The sequence below is a fragment of the Pseudomonas oryziphila genome, assembly GCF_003940825.1.
GTDB lineage: Bacteria > Pseudomonadota > Gammaproteobacteria > Pseudomonadales > Pseudomonadaceae > Aquipseudomonas > Aquipseudomonas sichuanensis.
Genome location: NZ_CP034338.1, coordinates 4,223,974 through 4,241,482 on the forward strand (window position 1 = coordinate 4,223,974; position 17,509 = coordinate 4,241,482).

General features: G+C 65.6%; 13 protein-coding genes. 8 read left to right on the forward strand and 5 right to left on the reverse strand.

Annotated elements, in window-relative coordinates:
* The first annotated feature begins 64 nt into the window (after positions 1–64).
* Together xdhC and guaD are read left to right on the forward strand one after the other, a co-directional pair.
* The gene (gene xdhC, locus EJA05_RS19770; RefSeq protein WP_110991815.1) at positions 65–910 is read left to right on the forward strand and encodes a xanthine dehydrogenase accessory protein XdhC; all 846 of its coding nucleotides are present in this window, start codon (positions 65–67) and stop codon (positions 908–910) included.
* Between the two features lie 11 nt (positions 911–921).
* Positions 922–2,226 carry a guanine deaminase gene (guaD, locus tag EJA05_RS19775; protein ID WP_125859499.1) on the forward strand — a complete coding sequence of 435 codons (1,305 nt, stop codon included), beginning with the start codon at positions 922–924 and terminating at the stop codon, positions 2,224–2,226.
* A gap of 105 nt (positions 2,227–2,331) precedes the next feature.
* Here the strand turns inward: guaD and aqpZ are convergent, their stop codons facing one another.
* Both aqpZ and EJA05_RS19785 read right to left on the reverse strand, forming a co-directional pair.
* Entirely contained in the window at positions 2,332–3,030 is a 699-nt protein-coding gene (gene aqpZ, locus EJA05_RS19780; protein ID WP_125464947.1) for an aquaporin Z, read from the reverse strand.
* Between the two features lie 229 nt (positions 3,031–3,259).
* Positions 3,260–4,015: a GntR family transcriptional regulator gene (locus tag EJA05_RS19785; RefSeq protein ID WP_110991818.1), complete on the reverse strand. Its 756-nt coding sequence runs from the start codon at positions 4,013–4,015 to the stop codon at positions 3,260–3,262.
* A gap of 355 nt (positions 4,016–4,370) precedes the next feature.
* Here EJA05_RS19785 and EJA05_RS19790 point away from each other — a divergent pair, with 355 nt between their 5' ends.
* Complete coding sequence (locus tag EJA05_RS19790) at positions 4,371–5,720, forward strand: NCS2 family permease (RefSeq protein ID WP_110991819.1); 1,350 nt, start codon at positions 4,371–4,373, stop codon at positions 5,718–5,720.
* A gap of 42 nt (positions 5,721–5,762) precedes the next feature.
* On the opposite strand, the gene EJA05_RS19795 is transcribed toward EJA05_RS19790, so the two are convergent.
* Positions 5,763–8,159 carry a sensor domain-containing diguanylate cyclase gene (locus EJA05_RS19795; RefSeq protein WP_125859500.1) on the reverse strand — a complete coding sequence of 799 codons (2,397 nt, stop codon included), beginning with the start codon at positions 8,157–8,159 and terminating at the stop codon, positions 5,763–5,765.
* Between the two features lie 95 nt (positions 8,160–8,254).
* Positions 8,255–10,447 (reverse strand): bifunctional 23S rRNA (guanine(2069)-N(7))-methyltransferase RlmK/23S rRNA (guanine(2445)-N(2))-methyltransferase RlmL, encoded by a 2,193-nt coding sequence (gene rlmKL / locus EJA05_RS19800; protein ID WP_125464949.1) that lies wholly within the window; start codon positions 10,445–10,447, stop codon positions 8,255–8,257.
* A gap of 550 nt (positions 10,448–10,997) precedes the next feature.
* On the opposite strand from rlmKL, the gene rmf reads away from it, so the two are divergent.
* Complete coding sequence (rmf, locus tag EJA05_RS19805) at positions 10,998–11,213, forward strand: ribosome modulation factor (RefSeq protein WP_023533691.1); 216 nt, start codon at positions 10,998–11,000, stop codon at positions 11,211–11,213.
* A gap of 95 nt (positions 11,214–11,308) precedes the next feature.
* Here rmf and EJA05_RS19810 read toward each other — a convergent pair whose 3' ends face one another.
* Positions 11,309–12,334: a quinone-dependent dihydroorotate dehydrogenase gene (locus tag EJA05_RS19810; RefSeq protein ID WP_125859501.1), complete on the reverse strand. Its 1,026-nt coding sequence runs from the start codon at positions 12,332–12,334 to the stop codon at positions 11,309–11,311.
* A 127-nt stretch (positions 12,335–12,461) separates the two neighbouring features.
* Here EJA05_RS19810 and EJA05_RS19815 point away from each other — a divergent pair, with 127 nt between their 5' ends.
* From EJA05_RS19815 to EJA05_RS19835, 4 genes are all read left to right on the forward strand, one after another.
* On the forward strand, positions 12,462–13,676 hold the full coding sequence (locus EJA05_RS19815) for a CmpA/NrtA family ABC transporter substrate-binding protein (RefSeq protein WP_125859502.1): 1,215 nt from the start codon (positions 12,462–12,464) through the stop codon (positions 13,674–13,676).
* A 10-nt stretch (positions 13,677–13,686) separates the two neighbouring features.
* Positions 13,687–14,262, forward strand: a complete 576-nt coding sequence (locus tag EJA05_RS19820) for an ANTAR domain-containing response regulator (RefSeq protein WP_125859503.1) — start codon at positions 13,687–13,689, stop codon at positions 14,260–14,262.
* Between the two features lie 339 nt (positions 14,263–14,601).
* Positions 14,602–15,813, forward strand: a complete 1,212-nt coding sequence (locus EJA05_RS19830; RefSeq protein WP_125859505.1) for a nitrate/nitrite transporter — start codon at positions 14,602–14,604, stop codon at positions 15,811–15,813.
* A 9-nt stretch (positions 15,814–15,822) separates the two neighbouring features.
* Positions 15,823–17,493 carry a bifunctional protein-serine/threonine kinase/phosphatase gene (locus EJA05_RS19835; RefSeq protein WP_125859506.1) on the forward strand — a complete coding sequence of 557 codons (1,671 nt, stop codon included), beginning with the start codon at positions 15,823–15,825 and terminating at the stop codon, positions 17,491–17,493.
* Positions 17,494–17,509 lie beyond the last annotated feature (16 nt).

Genomic DNA, 17,509 nt, shown 5'->3' on the forward strand with positions numbered 1-17,509 from the left:
GTGTTCGCGGCGGTTCGACAGCTCGATGAACCCGCTCCCACAGGAACTACCGAGGATTCGGATCATGCACCAATGGATCAACGCCCTCGCCGATCACCAAGCCCGCGGCGAACCCTGCGTGCTGGTGACCATCATCGAAGAACGCGGCTCCACCCCACGCAACGCAGGCTCGAAGATGGTGGTCAGCGCCAGCGCGCTGTACGACACCATTGGCGGTGGCCACCTGGAATTCAAGGCGCTGCACATCGCCCGACAGATGCTCGAGGAGCACCGCTACACGCCACACCTGGAGCGTTTCAGCCTGGGTGCCAGCCTCGGCCAGTGCTGCGGCGGCGCCACGGTGCTGTTGTTCGAACCGATGAGCGGCGTGCAGGCACAAATCGCCGTGTTCGGCGCAGGCCATGTCGGCCGGGCTCTGGTACCCTTGCTCGCCGCGCTGCCCTGCCGGGTGCGCTGGATCGATTCGCGCGAACAGGAATTCCCCGAGCACATCCCCAACGGGGTGAGCAAGATCGTCAGCGAGGAGCCGGTCGACGAAGTCGCGGACCTGCCGCCAGGCAGCTACTGCATCGTCATGACCCACAACCACCAGTTGGATCTGGAACTGACCGCCGCCATTCTCAAACGCAATGATTTCACCTGGTTCGGCCTGATCGGCTCGAAGACCAAACGGGCCAAGTTCGAGCACCGCCTGCGCGAACGCGGCTACGAAGACGCACTGATGGCGCGGATGCGCTGCCCGATGGGCCTGGCCGAAGTGAAGGGCAAGCTGCCGATCGAGATCGCCGTGTCCATCGCCGCCGAAATCATTGCCACCTACAACGCCTGTTTCGGCCAGCACGACAGTGCCGCCAACGCAGGCCAAATCACCCAGTTGCTGCCGCCTTCCCGGCGCAGCCAGACCCTTTGACGAGCGTATTCATGACCGCAACCCGCAAAGCCTACCGAGCCGCCATCCTGCACAGCATCGCCGACCCCGCCGAGGTCGGCCTGGAAGCCTCCCAGGAATACTACGAGGATGGCCTGCTGGTAATCGACAACGGCCGCATCAAGGCCCTCGGCCACGCCAGCGAGCTGCTGCCGACGCTTGAGGCCGACATCGAGGTGGTGCACTACCAGGATGCCCTGATCACCCCGGGCTTCATCGACACCCATATCCACTTCCCGCAGACCGGCATGATCGGCTCCTACGGCGAACAGCTGCTGGACTGGCTGAACACCTACACCTTCCCCTGCGAGAAGCAGTTCGCCGACAAGGCCCATGCCGACAAGGTGGCGAAGATCTTCCTGCAGGAGCTGCTGCGCAACGGCACCACCACCGCCCTGGTGTTCGGCAGCGTGCACCCCGAGTCGGTCAACGCCCTGTTCGAGGAAGCCGAGCGCCTGGACCTGCGCCTGATCGCCGGCAAGGTGATGATGGACCGCAACGCCCCCGATTACCTGACCGACACCGCCGAATCCAGCTACACCCAGAGCAAGGCGCTGATCGAGCGCTGGCATGGCAAGGGCCGCCTGCACTACGCGGTCACGCCGCGCTTCGCCCCCACCAGCACCCCCGAACAACTGGCCTTGGCCGGCCAACTGCTCAAGGAGCACCCGGGCGTGTACATGCACACCCACCTGTCCGAGAACCTCAAGGAAATCGAGTGGGTGAAGGCGCTGTTCCCCGAGCAGAATGGCTACCTGGATGTCTACGACCACTTCGAGCTGCTCGGCGAGCGCTCGGTGTTCGCCCACGGCGTGCACCTGTGCGACGACGAATGCAAGCGCCTGGCGGAAACCGGCTCGGCCATCGCCTTCTGCCCGACCTCCAACCTGTTCCTGGGCAGCGGCTTGTTCAACCTGCCACAGGCCGAGCGTTTCAAGGTCAATGTGGGCCTGGGCACCGACGTCGGCGCCGGCACCAGCTTCTCGCTGCTCAACACCCTAAACGAGGCGTACAAGGTGATGCAGCTACAGGGCGCGCGCCTGCACCCGTTCAAGTCGCTGTACCTGGCCACCCTCGGCGGCGCCCGGGCACTGCGCCTGGACGACCGGATCGGCAGCCTGCGCCCGGGCAACGATGCCGACTTCGTGGTGCTCGACTACAAGGCCACGCCGCTGCTGGACTACCGCATCCAGCAGTCCAACAGCATCGAGGAAACCCTGTTCGTGCTGACCACCCTGGGCGATGACCGCACCGTGCGTGAAACCTACGCCGCCGGGCGTTGCGTGCACCAGCGCTGAGGCAAGCGGCCTGCCATCGCAGAGCAAGTCGCATCGGCGCACCGCCGCTCCCACAGTTCCACTGCGTGGGAGCGGGCTTGCCCCGCGATGAATCCTTGCCTGGCGCTAAGGTTGTTTTGCCAGCCCCCGGTACAGCGCGCCGCCGATCGCCGCCCCGATCAGCGGCGCCAACCAGAACAGCCACAGCTGCTGCAGCGCCCAGCCGCCGACGAACAAGGCCGGCCCGGTGCTGCGCGCCGGGTTGACCGAGGTATTGGTGACGGGAATCGAGATCAGGTGGATCAGGGTCAGCGCCAGGCCAATGGCAATAGGTGCAAAGCCGGCCGGTGCCCGGGCATCGGTGGCGCCCATGATGATCACCAGGAACATCGCGGTCATCACCACCTCACTGGTGAAGCCTGCCGCCAGGGTGTAGCCGCCCGGTGAATGCTCGCCATAGCCGTTCGAGGCCAGGCCGCTGGCCAGTTCGAAGCCGGCCTTGCCACTGGCGATGAAATAGATCACCGCTGCGGCCAGGATGGCGCCGATCACCTGGGCGATCACATAGGGCAGCAGCTCTTTTGCCGGGAACCGCCCGCCCACCACCAACCCGAACGACACCGCCGGGTTGAGGTGACAACCAGAGATATGGCCAATGGCGAACGCCATGGTCAGGACAGTCAGGCCAAACGCGAAGGCGACACCGAGAACACCGATGCCGACAGGTGAGCTGGCGGCCAGTACCGCGCTGCCGCAACCACCCAGCACCAGCCAGAAAGTGCCGACCAGTTCGGCACCCATGCGTACACCGAGGGACGTAGTCATGAACCTCTCCTCAAGCCATTGGACGCAACGTTTTGCGCAAGCCCAACCACATTGAAAAGGGGTTTGCAACTAGTAAATCTATCAGGGATCCGGCAGAAGGCCAGTCACGAAAAAAGGCCCATTCGCGGGCAAACCCGCTCCCCAGGTACGCTGACTTGCTCGAAGGCAACGACATTCCTGTGGGAGCGGGTTTACCCGCGAAAGGGCCTTGGACTATGCAGGCAAACGATCAACCCTTGGCGGTGGCCTTGGGCTTTTTCAGCAGATGCGAGAACACTGCATGCAGGTCGTCCGACGCGCTCTCCTCGTCGAGGTTGAGCTTGCTGTCGATATGGTCCATGTGATGCATCATCAGGCTTACCGCCTGCTGGGCATCACGGGCCTCGATGGCGTCGATCAGTTGCATGTGCTCGTCGTAGGAGCAGTGCGAGCGGTTGCCGCTTTCATACTGGGCGATGATCAGCGAGGTCTGCGACACCAGGCTGCGCTGGAAGCTCACCAGCGGGGCATTGCCTGCGGCTTCGGCCAGCTTGAGGTGGAATTCGCCGGAAAGGCGGATGCCGGCGCCACGGTCGCCACGGGAGAAGCTGTCACGCTCTTCGCGCACCATCTGACGCAATTCGTTGAGCTGCTCGAGGGTGGCGTGCTGCACGGCCAGCTCGGTGATTGCACGTTCGACCATGCGCCGCGAGAAGAACACCTGGCGCGCTTCTTCCACCGTGGGGCTTGCCACTACCGCGCCGCGGTTGGGCCGCAGCAGCACCACGCTTTCATGGGCCAGGCGCGACAGCGCACGGCGGATGATGGTACGGCTGACGCCGAAGATCTCGCCCAGTGCCTCCTCGCTCAACTTGGTGCCCGGCGCCAGGCGCTGCTCGAGGATCGCCTCGAAGATGTGCGCGTAGACGATGTCGTCCTGGGTACCGCTGCGGCCGGCCTTGCCAGTGCGCACAGGTTTTTTCAGAGGTTGCAGCTGTTCGTTCATGGGCTCTCGAGCACAAGGGATCTGCCAGTCGGACCGTGACTGTACTACCTGTCAGCGGGTGGAGGGCAAGTCCTGGAAGTAGGTGGTGGACCAAGGTATGGCGCCATTGTACACAGGCTGACCCGATTCTGCAGGGGGCCTTTAACCTATATAGCCGTTGTACGGCAGTTTGTGCGCACAAAAGATAAAACATTATTTGCATTCTTTGTACACAAAAGCATAATCCTGCGAGCAACTTCCTGACCCGCAAGTCAACAAAATGGTCGGACGTCTGCCACACCCCCTCGCGGAGCCCCCAAGTGCATTGCTCAGGACCAGGCTTCGAACAACAAGAAAGACTTGAGGAGTACTCGCTGTGGAAAGCCGCAAATCCGAAGCCCCTACGCTGGATATCGCTGCGCCGCCCGAAACGGGTTGGCTGGAGCGGATTTTCAAACTCAAGCGACATGGCACAACCGTCCGCACCGAACTGATAGCCGGGGTGACCACCTTCATCACCATGGCCTACATCATCTTCGTCAACCCCAACATCATGGCCGACGCCGGCATCGATCACGGGGCGGCCTTCGTCGCCACCTGCATCGCCGCGGCGCTGGGCTGCCTGCTGATGGGCCTGTACGCCAACTGGCCGGTGGGCCTTGCGCCCGGCATGGGCCTCAACGCCTTCTTCACCTACACCGTGGTCGGCACCATGGGCTACACCTGGCAGGCCGCGCTGGGTGCGGTGTTCATCTCGGGCGTGCTGTTCATGTTCCTCACCCTGTCACGGGTGCGCGAGTGGCTGCTCAACAGCATCCCGGTGAGCCTGCGCCATGCCATGGGGGCCGGCGTCGGATTGTTCCTCGGGCTGATCGGCCTGAAAACCGCAGGCATCGTCGTCGACAGCCCGGCCACCCTGATCAAGCTCGGCTCGCTGCATGAGCCCGGCCCGCTGCTGGCGGCCGTGTGCTTCCTGATGATCGCAATCCTCAGCTACAAACGGGTGTTCGGTGCGATCCTCATCAGCATCATCAGCGTCACCCTGGCCGGCTGGGGCCTGGGGCTGGTCAAGTTCGGCGGGGTGATGTCGATGCCACCGAGCCTGGCGCCGACCTGGATGGCGATGGATGTGGCGGGCGTGTTCAACGTCAGCATGATCAGCGTGGTCTTCGCCTTCCTGTTCGTGCACATGTTCGACACCGCCGGCACCCTGATGGGCGTCGCCCAGCGCGCCGGCCTGGTGGCGGCCGACGGGCGCATCGAGAACCTGTCGCGGGCGCTGAAGGCCGACAGCGCCTCCAGCGTGTTCGGTGCCGCGGTGGGCGTGCCACCGGTCACCAGTTACGTCGAAAGCGCCGCAGGCGTCGCCGCCGGTGGCCGCACCGGCCTGACAGCCGTGGTGGTTGGCCTGCTGTTCGTCGCTGCGATGTTCTTCGCGCCGCTGGCGGGCATGATCCCGGCCTATGCCACCGCCGGTGCGCTGATCTATGTGGCGATGCTGATGATGGGCAGCATGGCGCACATCGAATGGGACGAAGCCACCGACAGCATCCCGGCAATCGTCACGGTGATCATGATGCCGCTGACCTTCTCGGTCGCTGACGGCATCGCCCTGGGCTTCATCAGCTATGTGGCACTGAAGGCAGGTACTGGCAAGTTGAAGGAAGTTTCGCCGAGCCTGTGGGTGCTCAGCGTGATCTTCATCGCCAAGTTCGTGTTCCTGTAAAGCGCTGACATCCTGGCCTGGCGCTGGTGCCGGGCCGGGGTGTCATGCAAGCTCCGCCTCGACCCGATCCCGGCCACCCTGCTTGGCCGCATACACCCCCGCATCCGCCCGCAGCAACAGTGCATCGGCCCCCTCCCCGTCGCGCCAGCCTGCCACGCCAAAGCTCGCCGTCACTCGCCCGACACCTTCGATCGGCACATTGCGCACGCCCTGCCACAGCTCCAGCGCCAGCAGGCGCGCCTGCTCGGCATTGCTGCCCGGGCACAGCACCATGAACTCCTCGCCGCCCAACCGGCAGAACACATCGGTGCGCCGCAAACGCTGGCTGATCCGCTGGCACAGGCTGCGCAGCACCAGGTCGCCCACCGCGTGGCCGAACTGGTCGTTGATCCGTTTGAAATGATCGATATCGAGCATGATCACCGCCAGATCCAGCCCGTCCCGCTGGGCACGGTCGAGCTCATTGCGCAGGCGCTCCTGGAAATAGCGGCGGTTGTGGATACCGGTAAGGGAATCGGTGATCGACAAGGCGCGCAGCTCCTCCTCCACCCGCTTAAGGTCGGAGATATCGGTCAGGTAGCCATGCCAGAGGGTGCAACCGTGGTCACCGATTTCCGGCGTTGCCTCGCCGCGCACCCAGCGCAGGCCGGCCCGGGGCAAGCACACCCGGTACTCCTCGCGCCAGGGTGTAAGGTGCTCGGCGGAATACCGCACCGAACGCCGCACCCGCTCCAGATCATCAGGATGGATGCGCTCGAACACCACCGTGGCGTCCTGCTGCAGCAGCGCCAGGTCGACTTCGTAGATGTCGTGCAGGCCTTGGCTTGCATAAGGGAAACACGAGCGCCCGTCGGCATCCAGGCGGTACTGGTAGATGCCGCCGGGCACCTCGGCACTGAGCTTCTCCAGCAATCGATCGCGCGCTGCCAGCGCCTCGTGCACTCGACGCCGCTCGGTGACGTCGATGCAGATCGCCAGGTAGCCCACCCACAACCCCTGCTCATCGAGCACCGCGGTCACCAGCATATTGGCCAGCAGGTGGCTGCCATCCTTGCGCACCAGGGTCCATTCGCCGGGCTCCGCGCCGCCCTCCTGCACGGTCTCGGCGAACATCGCCTGGCCCGCGCCAACCTCGCGCCCATAACGCAGGCTCAGGGCATGGGCACGACGATGCAGCTCTTCGGGCTGCACCAGGTCCTCGAGGGTGAGCACGCCCAGCGCTTCCTCCGCCGAATAGCCAAGCAGGCGTTCGGCACCGGCATTGAAAGTACCGATCACGCCCTTGAGGCTGGTGGCGATGATCGCCACCTGAGTCGCGGCGTCGAGCACACTGCGTAGCTGGTTGTGGGTTTCACGCAACGACTGCTCGCTGATGCGCAGCTCAGTGGTACGCCGGGCCACCAGATCAAGAGCACGCTGGCGCTGGCTGAACAGGCTGTAGAGCAAGGTCGCCAGCAGCAGGCTGAGCAAACCGCCAAGCAGACCTACCACCTGCACCGCCGCCGAGCGGTTGGCGGCCATGAAATCCACGCTGGGGCGGATGTCGAGCTGGTAGTGGTGATCGGCCAGGTGCAGCAGGTGGGTGCTGGCCAGGGCCATGCGCGCCATCTGGTTGCCAGAGTCGAACAGCACCTCGTGGCCAGCCTCGGTGGACAGATCGAGGATCCGCACCACCAGGTTGTCGTCCGCCACCGTCGGCAAGCTCTCGACGATCAACTGCCGCAGGCTGAGCAGCGCCATGACATAGCCGCTGGGCGGGCTACCGGCCGGCGCCGATTCGGCGAACACCGGCGCCACCATCAGCAGGCCACGGCTGTAGGCCGGATCGACGCTGAGCATGTCCAGCGGCTCGGACACCGCCATGCTGCCGGGGGCCATGGCCCTGGCCAGGGTCGCCGCGCGTTTCGGCTGGCCGAGCAGGTCCAGGCCATAGGGCTGCCCCTGCTGGCTGGAAGCCTGGTTGTACAGCACCGGGTAGTAGTGGTCGCGCGCGGGTGCCGCCTGCCAGCCGCCTTGCGCGCCCTGGTCACGGATCTGGTAGCGCTGCGCGAGCAATTCGCTGGCGCGCTGCTCGAAGGCTTCACGCTGCCCTGCTTCCACCCGCGGCGCCCAGGAATAGGCCTGGGTGCGGTGCAGCAGCGGGCGGGCATAGCCGTCGAACTCGCGGGGGGTGATTTCGTTGGAGAAGTCGAAGAACCGGCGCAGGCCATCAAGGCGCTGCTCCTGTTCCTGGAAACGCTCGGCGATGCGGCTGTAGCGCTCGCCGGCCAGCAGTTCGAAGCGTTGGCGCAACTGCTGCTTGTAGAAGCTCTGGGTGGCAATGGCCAATGCAGCCGTGAGCAGGCCGCCGGCGACCAGCGCCGCCAGGGCCACGCCCCAGGCCGACAGCTCGTCACCGAGCAGGCCAAACCACTTCGCAGGTACACCCGCATTCGCCATAAAGGACTCTCTAAAACATCAGCGTCCTGCGAATGTATTAACCCTTAAGTGCTTTATAGCCACTGGCCAGCAGTCGCGCAATGTACCTCATCGTCTTAGCGCAGACGCAGTTGCCAGGCGCGGTGGATGCGGTTGTTGCGGGCGAAGTCCGGGTCCAGGGTCTGGGCGCTGATTTCCTCCACCGCATAACGCGTGGCCAGGTGCTCGTCGAGCTGGAACTTGCGGAAGTTGTTGGAGAAATACAGCACGCCGCCCGGTGCCAGGCGAGCCATGGCCAGGTCCAGCAGCTCGACATGGTCACGCTGCACGTCGAACACACCTTCCATGCGCTTGGAGTTGGAGAAGGTCGGCGGGTCGATGAAGATCAGGTCGTAGCTGTCCGTGGCGCTCTGCAGCCAGGCCATGACATCGCCCTGCTCCAGGCGGTTGCGCTCGGAGAAGCCGTTCAGCGACAGGTTGCGCCGCGCCCAGTCCAGGTAGGTTTTCGACAGGTCGACGCTGGTGGTGCTGCGCGCGCCGCCCTTGGCCGCGTGCACGGTGGCCGTGGCGGTGTAGCAGAACAGGTTGAGGAAGCGCTTGCCTTCGGCCTCGCGCTGGATGCGCATGCGCATCGGGCGGTGGTCGAGGAACAGGCCGGTGTCCAGGTAGTCGGTGAGGTTGACCAGCAGCTTGACGCCGCCTTCGCTGACTTCCTGGAAGCGCCCTTCGGTGGCCTGGCGCTCGTACTGGCGCGTGCCGCTCTGGCGCTCGCGGCGCTTGAGCACCACGCGCTGCTGATCGACACCCAGCGCCTGGGGAATGGCCGCCAGGGCATCGAGCAGGCGCGCCTGGGCCTTGTCCGGGTCGATGGAACGCGGGGCGGCGTATTCCTGCACATGCACCCAGTCGTGGTACAGGTCGACGGCCACGGCGTACTCAGGCATGTCGGCATCGTAGACCCGGTAGCAGTCGACTTTTTCACGGCGGGCCCATTTGCCCAGCTGCTTGAAGTTCTTCTGCAGGCGGTTGGCGAACATCTGCGCGCCTTCGGACAGGCGCGCTGGCTCGCTGGCCTGCGGCGCCGGGCGACGCTCCTGGCCCTCTTCAACCTGGGCCTGGCGCCGCTCGCCGGTGACGAACTGGTCGGGCTGCAACTTGAACAGCAGCAGTTTGCAAGGCAAGGCGCCGTTCCAGAACGCGTATTGCTTGTGGCTACGGATACCCATGCGCTTGCCCAGCTCGGGCGCGCCGGTGAACACCGCCGCTTCCCAGCCCATGCAGGCCTGGCGCAGGCGCTCGCCAAGGTTCTGGTAGAGGTACAGCAGGCTGGCTTCATCACCCAGCCGCTCGCCATAGGGCGGGTTGCTGATTACCAGGCCTTTCTGGTTCTGGTCCGGGCGCGGCTCGAAACTGGCCACCTCGCCCTGGTAGATCTTCACCCAGTCACCCAGGCCTGCGCGCTCGACGTTGTTGCGCCCCGGCTGGATCAGCCGCGGGTCGGCTTCGTAGCCGCGAATCCACAGCGGCGGCTTGGCCAGGCCGGCCTGGGCACGGGCCTGGGCCTCTTCGTGCAGCTTGCGCCACAGCGCCGGCACATGGCCGAGCCAGGCGCTGAAACCCCAGCGCTCGCGCTTGAGGTTAGGGGCCATGTCGGCGGCGATCATGGCCGCCTCGACCAGGAAGGTGCCCACACCGCACATCGGGTCGGCCAGAGCGCCGCCCTGGGCGGCAATGCGCGGCCAGCCGGCGCGGATCAACACCGCCGCCGCCAGGTTTTCCTTGAGCGGCGCCGCGCCTTGCTGCAGGCGGTAGCCGCGCTGGTGCAGGCTGTGGCCGGACAGGTCCAGGGAAAGGATCGCCTCGCCACGGTCCAGGCGCAGGTGCACGCGCACATCCGGGTCGATTTTTTCCACCGACGGGCGCAGGCCTTCACGGTTGCGCAGCTTGTCGACGATCGCATCCTTGACCTTCAGCGCGCCGAAGTGGGTGTTGTCGATGCCCGAGCCATGGCCGCTGAATTCCACCGCCAAGGTGCCATCGGCAGCCAGGTGGTCGGCCCAATCCACCGCGTTGACCCCGTCATAGAGGTCATCGGCGTTCTTCATCGGGAAGCGCTTGAGCACCAGCAGCACGCGGTTGGCCAGGCGCGACCAGAGGCACAGGCGGTAGGCGGTTTCCATGTCGGCCTCGCCGCGGATGGCCGAGGTGTGCTCACGCACCTCGGTCAGGCCCAGCTCCCGGGCCTCTTCGACGAGCAGGCCTTCGAGGCCCTTGGGGCAGGTGAGATAAAGTTCGATACGGTCCGACATGGGTAATCCAGAGCCTTTGGCTAAGTAGATGGCAGCCGACGCATCGGCCTGCCGAGGTTTTCCCGCACGCCCTTTCAGCAGGCGCCCAGGTGGCCCGCGAGCGGTCTCGCCAGGCCTGGCCGCCCGACGTAACCTGCCCTCGCCGGGTGGCGAAAAAGGCTTTGATCGTCGAGCAGTATGAAAATTCGCGCACTGCGGGCCCTGATGTGACCCTTCGTCGCATTACCAATTATTACAAGCCATCGACCAGACACGCTGGCCAATTGACGTCAATGCTGACTAAACCCTGATCATAGCGGGCCCAACGGCAAACAAGGTTGAGTCGCATTTATTTACTTATCCTTTCACCCTCGGAAAGGTTACGTCCTTATGACAAAACGATCATTCACACTGTGACTCGCATTCGTTAGAACTGATCTCAGGTCGCCTCGCAACGGGGCGACACCTTCAGCCCGCCACGCCGGCAGCGGGCGCACACCGGCAGAACGATTCTGCCCGGCCTCGTAGAGGCCGACGGGACATTACAGTCAACAAGTGAGGGCAACACCCTATGAGAAGACTTAAGCGTGATCCGTTGGAAAGAGCATTTTCACGTGGCTACCAGTATGGGGTCACCGGCAAATCCCGCGAACTTTGCCCATTTACTCTACCTTCCGTACGCCAAGCCTGGATCAACGGCTGGCGCGAAGGACGCGGCGATAACTGGGACGGCATGACCGGCACCGCTGGCATCCATAGACTCAACGAAAATCACGCCGTTGGCTGATCGAGGACACTGAATTCGAGTTACCATGCGCGCCCCATCCGGGCGGCGGGCTACGGCCCAGGGGGCCCCATGCGGGGCCCCTTTTTCATGGCCGCTTATTGCCGAGGCATGGCCGCGATGGCATCCACCGCCTCGCGGATCAGCGCCGGGCCCTTGTAGATGAAGCCCGAGTAAATCTGCACCAGGCTTGCACCGGCGGCGATCTTCTCAGCCGCGTGACGGCCTTCGGTGATGCCACCGGCGGCGATGATCGGCAGCTTGCCACCCAGCTCACTCGCCAGCACTTTCACTGTGTGGGTGCTCTTTTCCAGCACCGGCGCGCCCGACAGGCCGCCCGCCTCGCCACCGAACGGCAGCCCTTCGACACCCTCACGGCCCAGGGTGGTGTTGGTGGCGATCACCGCGTCCATCCCCGACTCCATCAGCGCGGCAGCCACCAGCGCGGTTTCTTCATCGCTCATGTCCGGGGCGATCTTGATCGCCAGTGGCACGCGCTTGCCGTTGCTCACCGCCAACTGCTCACGGCGCTCGGCCAGGGCATCGAGCAACTGCTTGAGCGAATCACCGAACTGCAGCGAGCGCAGGCCCGGGGTGTTCGGTGAGCTGACGTTGACGGTGATGTAGCTGGCGTCGTTGTAGACCTTCTCCAGGCAGATCAGGTAATCGTCCTGGGCCCGCTCGACCGGGGTGTCGAAGTTCTTGCCGATATTGATGCCCAGCACGCCGGTGTAGCGTGCGGCCCGCACCCGCGCCAGCAGGTGGTCGACGCCCATGTTGTTGAAGCCCATGCGGTTGATGATTGCGGTGGCTTCCGGCAGGCGGAACAGGCGCGGCTTGGGGTTGCCCGGCTGCGGGCGCGGGGTGATGGTGCCGATCTCGACGAAACCGAAGCCCAACTGGGCGAAACCGTCGATGGCCGCGCCATTCTTGTCCAGGCCAGCGGCCAGGCCCACCGGGTTGGCGAAGTTCAAGCCCATGACGCTCACCGGCAACGCCGCCGGCTGCTTGCACAGCAGGCCGTTGAGGCCAAGGCGGCCACCGGCACCGATCAGGTCCAGCGACAGGTCGTGGGAGGTTTCCGGGGAGAGCTTGAACAGCAGCTGGCGGGCCAGGGTATACATGGGCGGGCGGACTCGCGGTGAGTGAGGGGTGCGATTATAGCCAGCGCATCGCCGGGGCGACAGGGCCATGGCACATGGGTTGCTTCAACAACCCCATGCAGCCCCCGCAGAACGCCCGAGGATCCACGTGAATACAGCTCCCCCGACATCGCCACTGGCCTGGGTCAACGGCAGCGACGCACCGGAAAAGCCCAGCCTGAACATCGGTTTCATGGCCCTGAGTGATTGCGCTTCGGTGGTGGTCGCTGCCACCCAGGGCTTCGCCCAGCAACAGGGCCTTACCCTCAACCTGCAGCGCCAGGCCTCCTGGGCCGGGCTGCGCGACAGGCTGGTCAGCGGCGAACTGGACGCTGCGCACTGCCTGTACGGCCTGGTCTACGCCGTGCAGTTGGGCGTGGGCGGCGGGCCGGCCAATGACATGGCGGTGCTCATGGGCCTGAACCAGAACGCCCAGGCCATCAACCTGTCCGCTGCCTTGCAGCGCAAGGGCGTGACCAACCCCGAGGCACTGGCGCGGCTGGCGCACCAGGGCGGTGCGCGCCTGACCTTCGCCCAGACCTTCCCCACCGGCACCCACGCCATGTGGCTGTATTACTGGCTGGCCAGCCAGGGCATCCACCCCTTGCATGACGTCAACAGCGTGGTGGTGCCGCCGGCACAGATGGTCGCCCACTTGCAGGCCGGGCGCATCGATGGCTTTTGCGTCGGCGAGCCGTGGTCGGCCGAGGCCATCGCCCAAGGCCAGGGTTTCACCCTCGCCACCAGCCAGTCGATCTGGCCGGACCACCCGGAAAAGGTCCTGGCCTGCGCGCGCAGTTTCGCCGAGCAATACCCAAACAGCGCTCGCGCGCTGATCAAGGCGATCCTCGCCGCCAGCCGCTTCATCGAAAGCAGCACCGAGAACCGTCGCGGCGCCGCTCAGTTGCTCAGTGGCAGCGCCTACCTGGACACCTCGGCCAGCAGCATCGAGCCACGCCTGCTGGGCGATTACCAGGACGGCCTGGGCAACCGCTGGCAAGACCGCCATGCCCTGCGCCTGTTCGACCAGGGGCGTGCCAACCTGCCCTACCTGTCCGACGGCATGTGGTTCATGACCCAGTTCCGCCGCTGGGGCATCCTGCGCGACGACCCGGACTACCTCGCCGTGGCGCGCCAGGTCCAGCAACTGGCGCTGTACCGTGAGGCCGCCGACGCACTGGGCGTGCCCTGCGCCGACCTGCCGATGCGCAGCAGCCAGCTGATCGACGGCAGCCGCTGGGACGGCAGCGATCCGTACGGCTACGCGCGCAGCTTCAGGCTGCACGCCCTGGACGCGGCGCCCGACGCCCGCGTTGGCCTGTGAGGAGCCGACCATGCTGCGCATCCTGCTGATCGACGATACCGAAAAGAAAGTCGGCCGCCTCAAGGCCGCATTGGTCGAGGCCGGCTTCGATGTGATCGAAGCCCCTGGCCTGACCATCGACCTGCCGGCCTGCGTCGAAACGGTGCACCCCGACGTGGTGCTGATCGATACCGAGTCACCAGGCCGTGATGTGATGGAGCAGGTGGTGCTGGTCAGCCGCGACCGGCCCCGCCCCATCGTGCTGTTCACTGACGAACACGACCCAGGGGTGATGCGCCAGGCGATCCAGGCCGGGGTCAGCGCCTACATCGTCGAAGGCATCCACGCCGCGCGCCTGCAGCCGATCCTCGACGTGGCCATGGCCCGCTTCGAAAGTGACCAGGCGCTCAAGGCCCAGTTGCTGGCCCGCGACCTGCAGTTGGCCGAGCGCAAGCGCATCGAGCAGGCCAAGGGCTTGCTGATGAAGATGAAAGACTGCAATGAAGAGCAGGCCTACACCCTGATGCGGCGCCAGGCCATGAGCCGCCAGCAGAAGCTGATCCAGGTGGCCGAACAGATCATCGCCATGTCGGAGATGCTCGGCTGAAGGCCAGCCCTGCCTGTGGGAGCGGGTTTACCCGCGAAGATGACACCTCGGTGCTTGGCACGGGCTATGCCCGTGTTCGCGGGTGAATCGCAGCGGCGAACCGCCGCTCCCACAGGGATCGCCCAGTTGTTTGAATGGCGAGCAAGACAGTTGCTCCCAGCCCCCTGTAAAAAGCCGGCAGGCAACATTGGCCCGCCTCTTGCTCAGTCAAACCCAGGTAGCCAACGGCGGTTGCCCCCATACCCCGACAAAGACGTCGCTCCCCCTCCACGCCAGTGGACCGGGCAGCGGCGTCTTTTTCGTTTCCGCCCCTGTGTTGCACGCCGAACGAGGTGTTCGATGAATACGAGCTTCTGGAAATCCGGGCATGTGCCCACCCTGTTCGCCGCCTTCCTGTATTTCGACCTGAGCTTCATGGTCTGGTACCTGCTCGGCCCCATGGCGGTGCAGATCGCCACCGACCTGCAACTGAGCGCCCAGCAACGCGGCCTGATGGTCGCCACGCCAATCCTTGCCGGTGCGCTGCTGCGCTTCGCCATGGGCCTGCTGGTCGATCGCCTGTCGCCCAAGACCGCCGGCCTGATCGGCCAGGTGGTGGTGATCGTCGCCCTGGCCTGCGCCTGGCACCTGGGCGTGCACAGCTTCGAGCAGGTGCTGCTGTTGGGCGTGTTCCTTGGCGTTGCCGGCGCCTCGTTCGCCGTTTCGCTGCCCCTGGCGTCGCAGTGGTACCCACCCCAGCACCAGGGCAAGGCCATGGGCATCGCCGGTGCCGGCAACTCCGGCACCGTGTTCGCCGCGCTGCTGGCGCCGGTGCTGGCGGCGGCCTACGGCTGGAACAACGTGTTCGGTTTCGCCCTGCTGCCGCTGTTGCTGACCCTGGTGCTGTTCGCGCTGCTGGCCCGCAACGCCCCCGAACGGCCAAAACCCAAGGCCATGGCCGATTACCTCAAAGCGCTGGGTGACCGCGACAGCTGGTGGTTCATGTTCTTCTACAGCGTCACCTTCGGCGGCTTCATCGGCCTGGCCAGCACCCTGCCCGGCTACTTCAACGACCAGTACGGCCTGAACCCGGTGACTGCCGGCTACTACACCGCGGCCTGCGTGTTCGCCGGCAGCCTGATGCGCCCGCTGGGCGGCGCCCTGGCCGACCGCTTCGGTGGCATCCGCACCCTGCTGGGCATGTACAGCGTGGCGGCGGTTTGCATTGCCGCAGTCGGCTTCAACCTGCCCAGCGCCGCAGCGGCACTGGCCCTGTTCGTCAGTGCCATGCTCGGGTTGGGCGCCGGCAATGGCGCGGTGTTCCAGCTGGTGCCGCAGCGCTTCCGTCAGGAGATCGGGGTGATGACCGGGCTGATCGGCATGGCCGGCGGTATCGGTGGCTTCCTGCTGGCCGCAGGCCTGGGCACCGTCAAGCAACACACCGGCGACTACCAGATGGGCCTGTGGCTGTTCGCCAGCCTGGGCCTGCTCGCCTGGTTCGGCCTGCACGGCGTCAAGCAGCGCTGGCGCACCACCTGGGGCTCGGCAGCAGTCACTGCGGCGCGGGTCTGAGTGGTCGCCATGAGCCTGCAACTGAGCTTCGCCCAGGCCTCTGCCACCGGGCCCCGCGCAGAGAACCAGGACGCTTTGCGCCTGGTCACGCCCGCACCGGAACTGGCCGCAAGCAAAGGCTATCTGTTCGCCCTCGCCGACGGTGTCAGCCAGTGCGCCGACGGCGGCCTGGCGGCACGCGCCAGCCTGCAGGCCCTGGCCCTGGATTACTACGCCACGCCTGCCACCTGGGGCGTGGCCCAGGCCCTGGACCGGCTGTTGCTGGCCCAGAACCGCTGGCTGCGCGCCCAGGGCAACGGCCAGCCGCTGCTGACCACCCTCAGTGCCCTGGTGCTGCGCGGGCGACGCTTTACCCTCGCCCACGTCGGCGACTGCCGCGTCTACCGCTGGCACGAGGGCCAGTTGCACTGCCTGAGCGAGGACCATGTCTGGGACCAGCCCGGCATGCAGCACGTACTCAAGCGCGCACTGGGGCTGGACCAGCACCTGCTGGTCGACTATCTGGACGGCGAGTTGCACCACGGCGAACGCTTCCTGCTGCTCAGCGATGGTGTCTGGGCCAGCCTGGGCGACCAGCGGATCCAGGCCATCCTGCGCGAACACCCCGACCTGCAGGACGCCGTCGACACCCTGGTGGCCACCGCCCACCACAGCGGCAGCCAGGACAATGCCAGCGCACTGCTGATCAGTATCGACGAGCTGGGTGCCGCCAATCTTGGCGACACCCTGGCGCAATTGCAGCAGTGGCCCTTGCCTGGCCCGTTGCGTGACGGGCAGATGATCGATGGTTGGCGGGTCGAGGGGGTGCTGGCACAGAGTCGGCAATCATTGCTGTACCGAGTACATGACGCACTTGGCCAGGCCTGGCTGCTCAAGACCCTGCCGCAAACCCGTGATCATGAAGCGGGGGCCGCCCAGGCCCTGCTGCTGGAGGAATGGTTCCTGCGCCGGGTCGCCGGCCGCCACTTCCCCGAGGTGCACCCGGCGGGCCAGCGCCAGCATCTGTATTACCTGATGCGCGAATACCCAGGCACCACACTGGCCGCAATGCTTGCAGAGCACGGCCCGCTGCCCCTGCCCCAGTGGCTGGAGATGGCGCGCCAGTTGCTGCAGGCCGTCGGTGTGCTGCACCGGCGCAACCTGCTACACCGCGATATCAAGCCTGAGAACCTGCACCTGGGCAGTGACGGTCAGCTACGCCTGCTGGACTTTGGCCTGGCGTACTGCCCGGGCCTTTGCGAAGACCAGCCGCACAGCCTGCCCGGCACCCCGTCCTACATCGCCCCAGAGGCGTTCGATGGCCAACCGCCGAGCCCGCGCCAGGACCTCTACGCCGTGGGCGTGACGCTCTACTACCTGCTGACGGGCCACTACCCCTACGGCGAAGTCGAGGCGTTCCAGCGCCCGCGCTTCACCGTACCGGTCAACCCCGGCCGCTACCGCCCCGACCTGCCCGATTGGTTGCAACGCAACCTGGAGCAGGGGCTGGCCGCTGATCCTGCGCAACGTTTCGAGACCGCCGAGCAGTGGCTATTGCTGCTCGAACGCGGCGACCGCCAGGTGCTGCCCGACCGCCCGCGCCCCCTGTTGGAGCGTGAGCCACTGAAGGTCTGGCGCAGCCTGGCGCTGCTGTCCTTGCTGTTCAACCTGATCCTGCTGTTCGCCCTGTTCAAGGGTTGAGTGGCACCTGTCGATG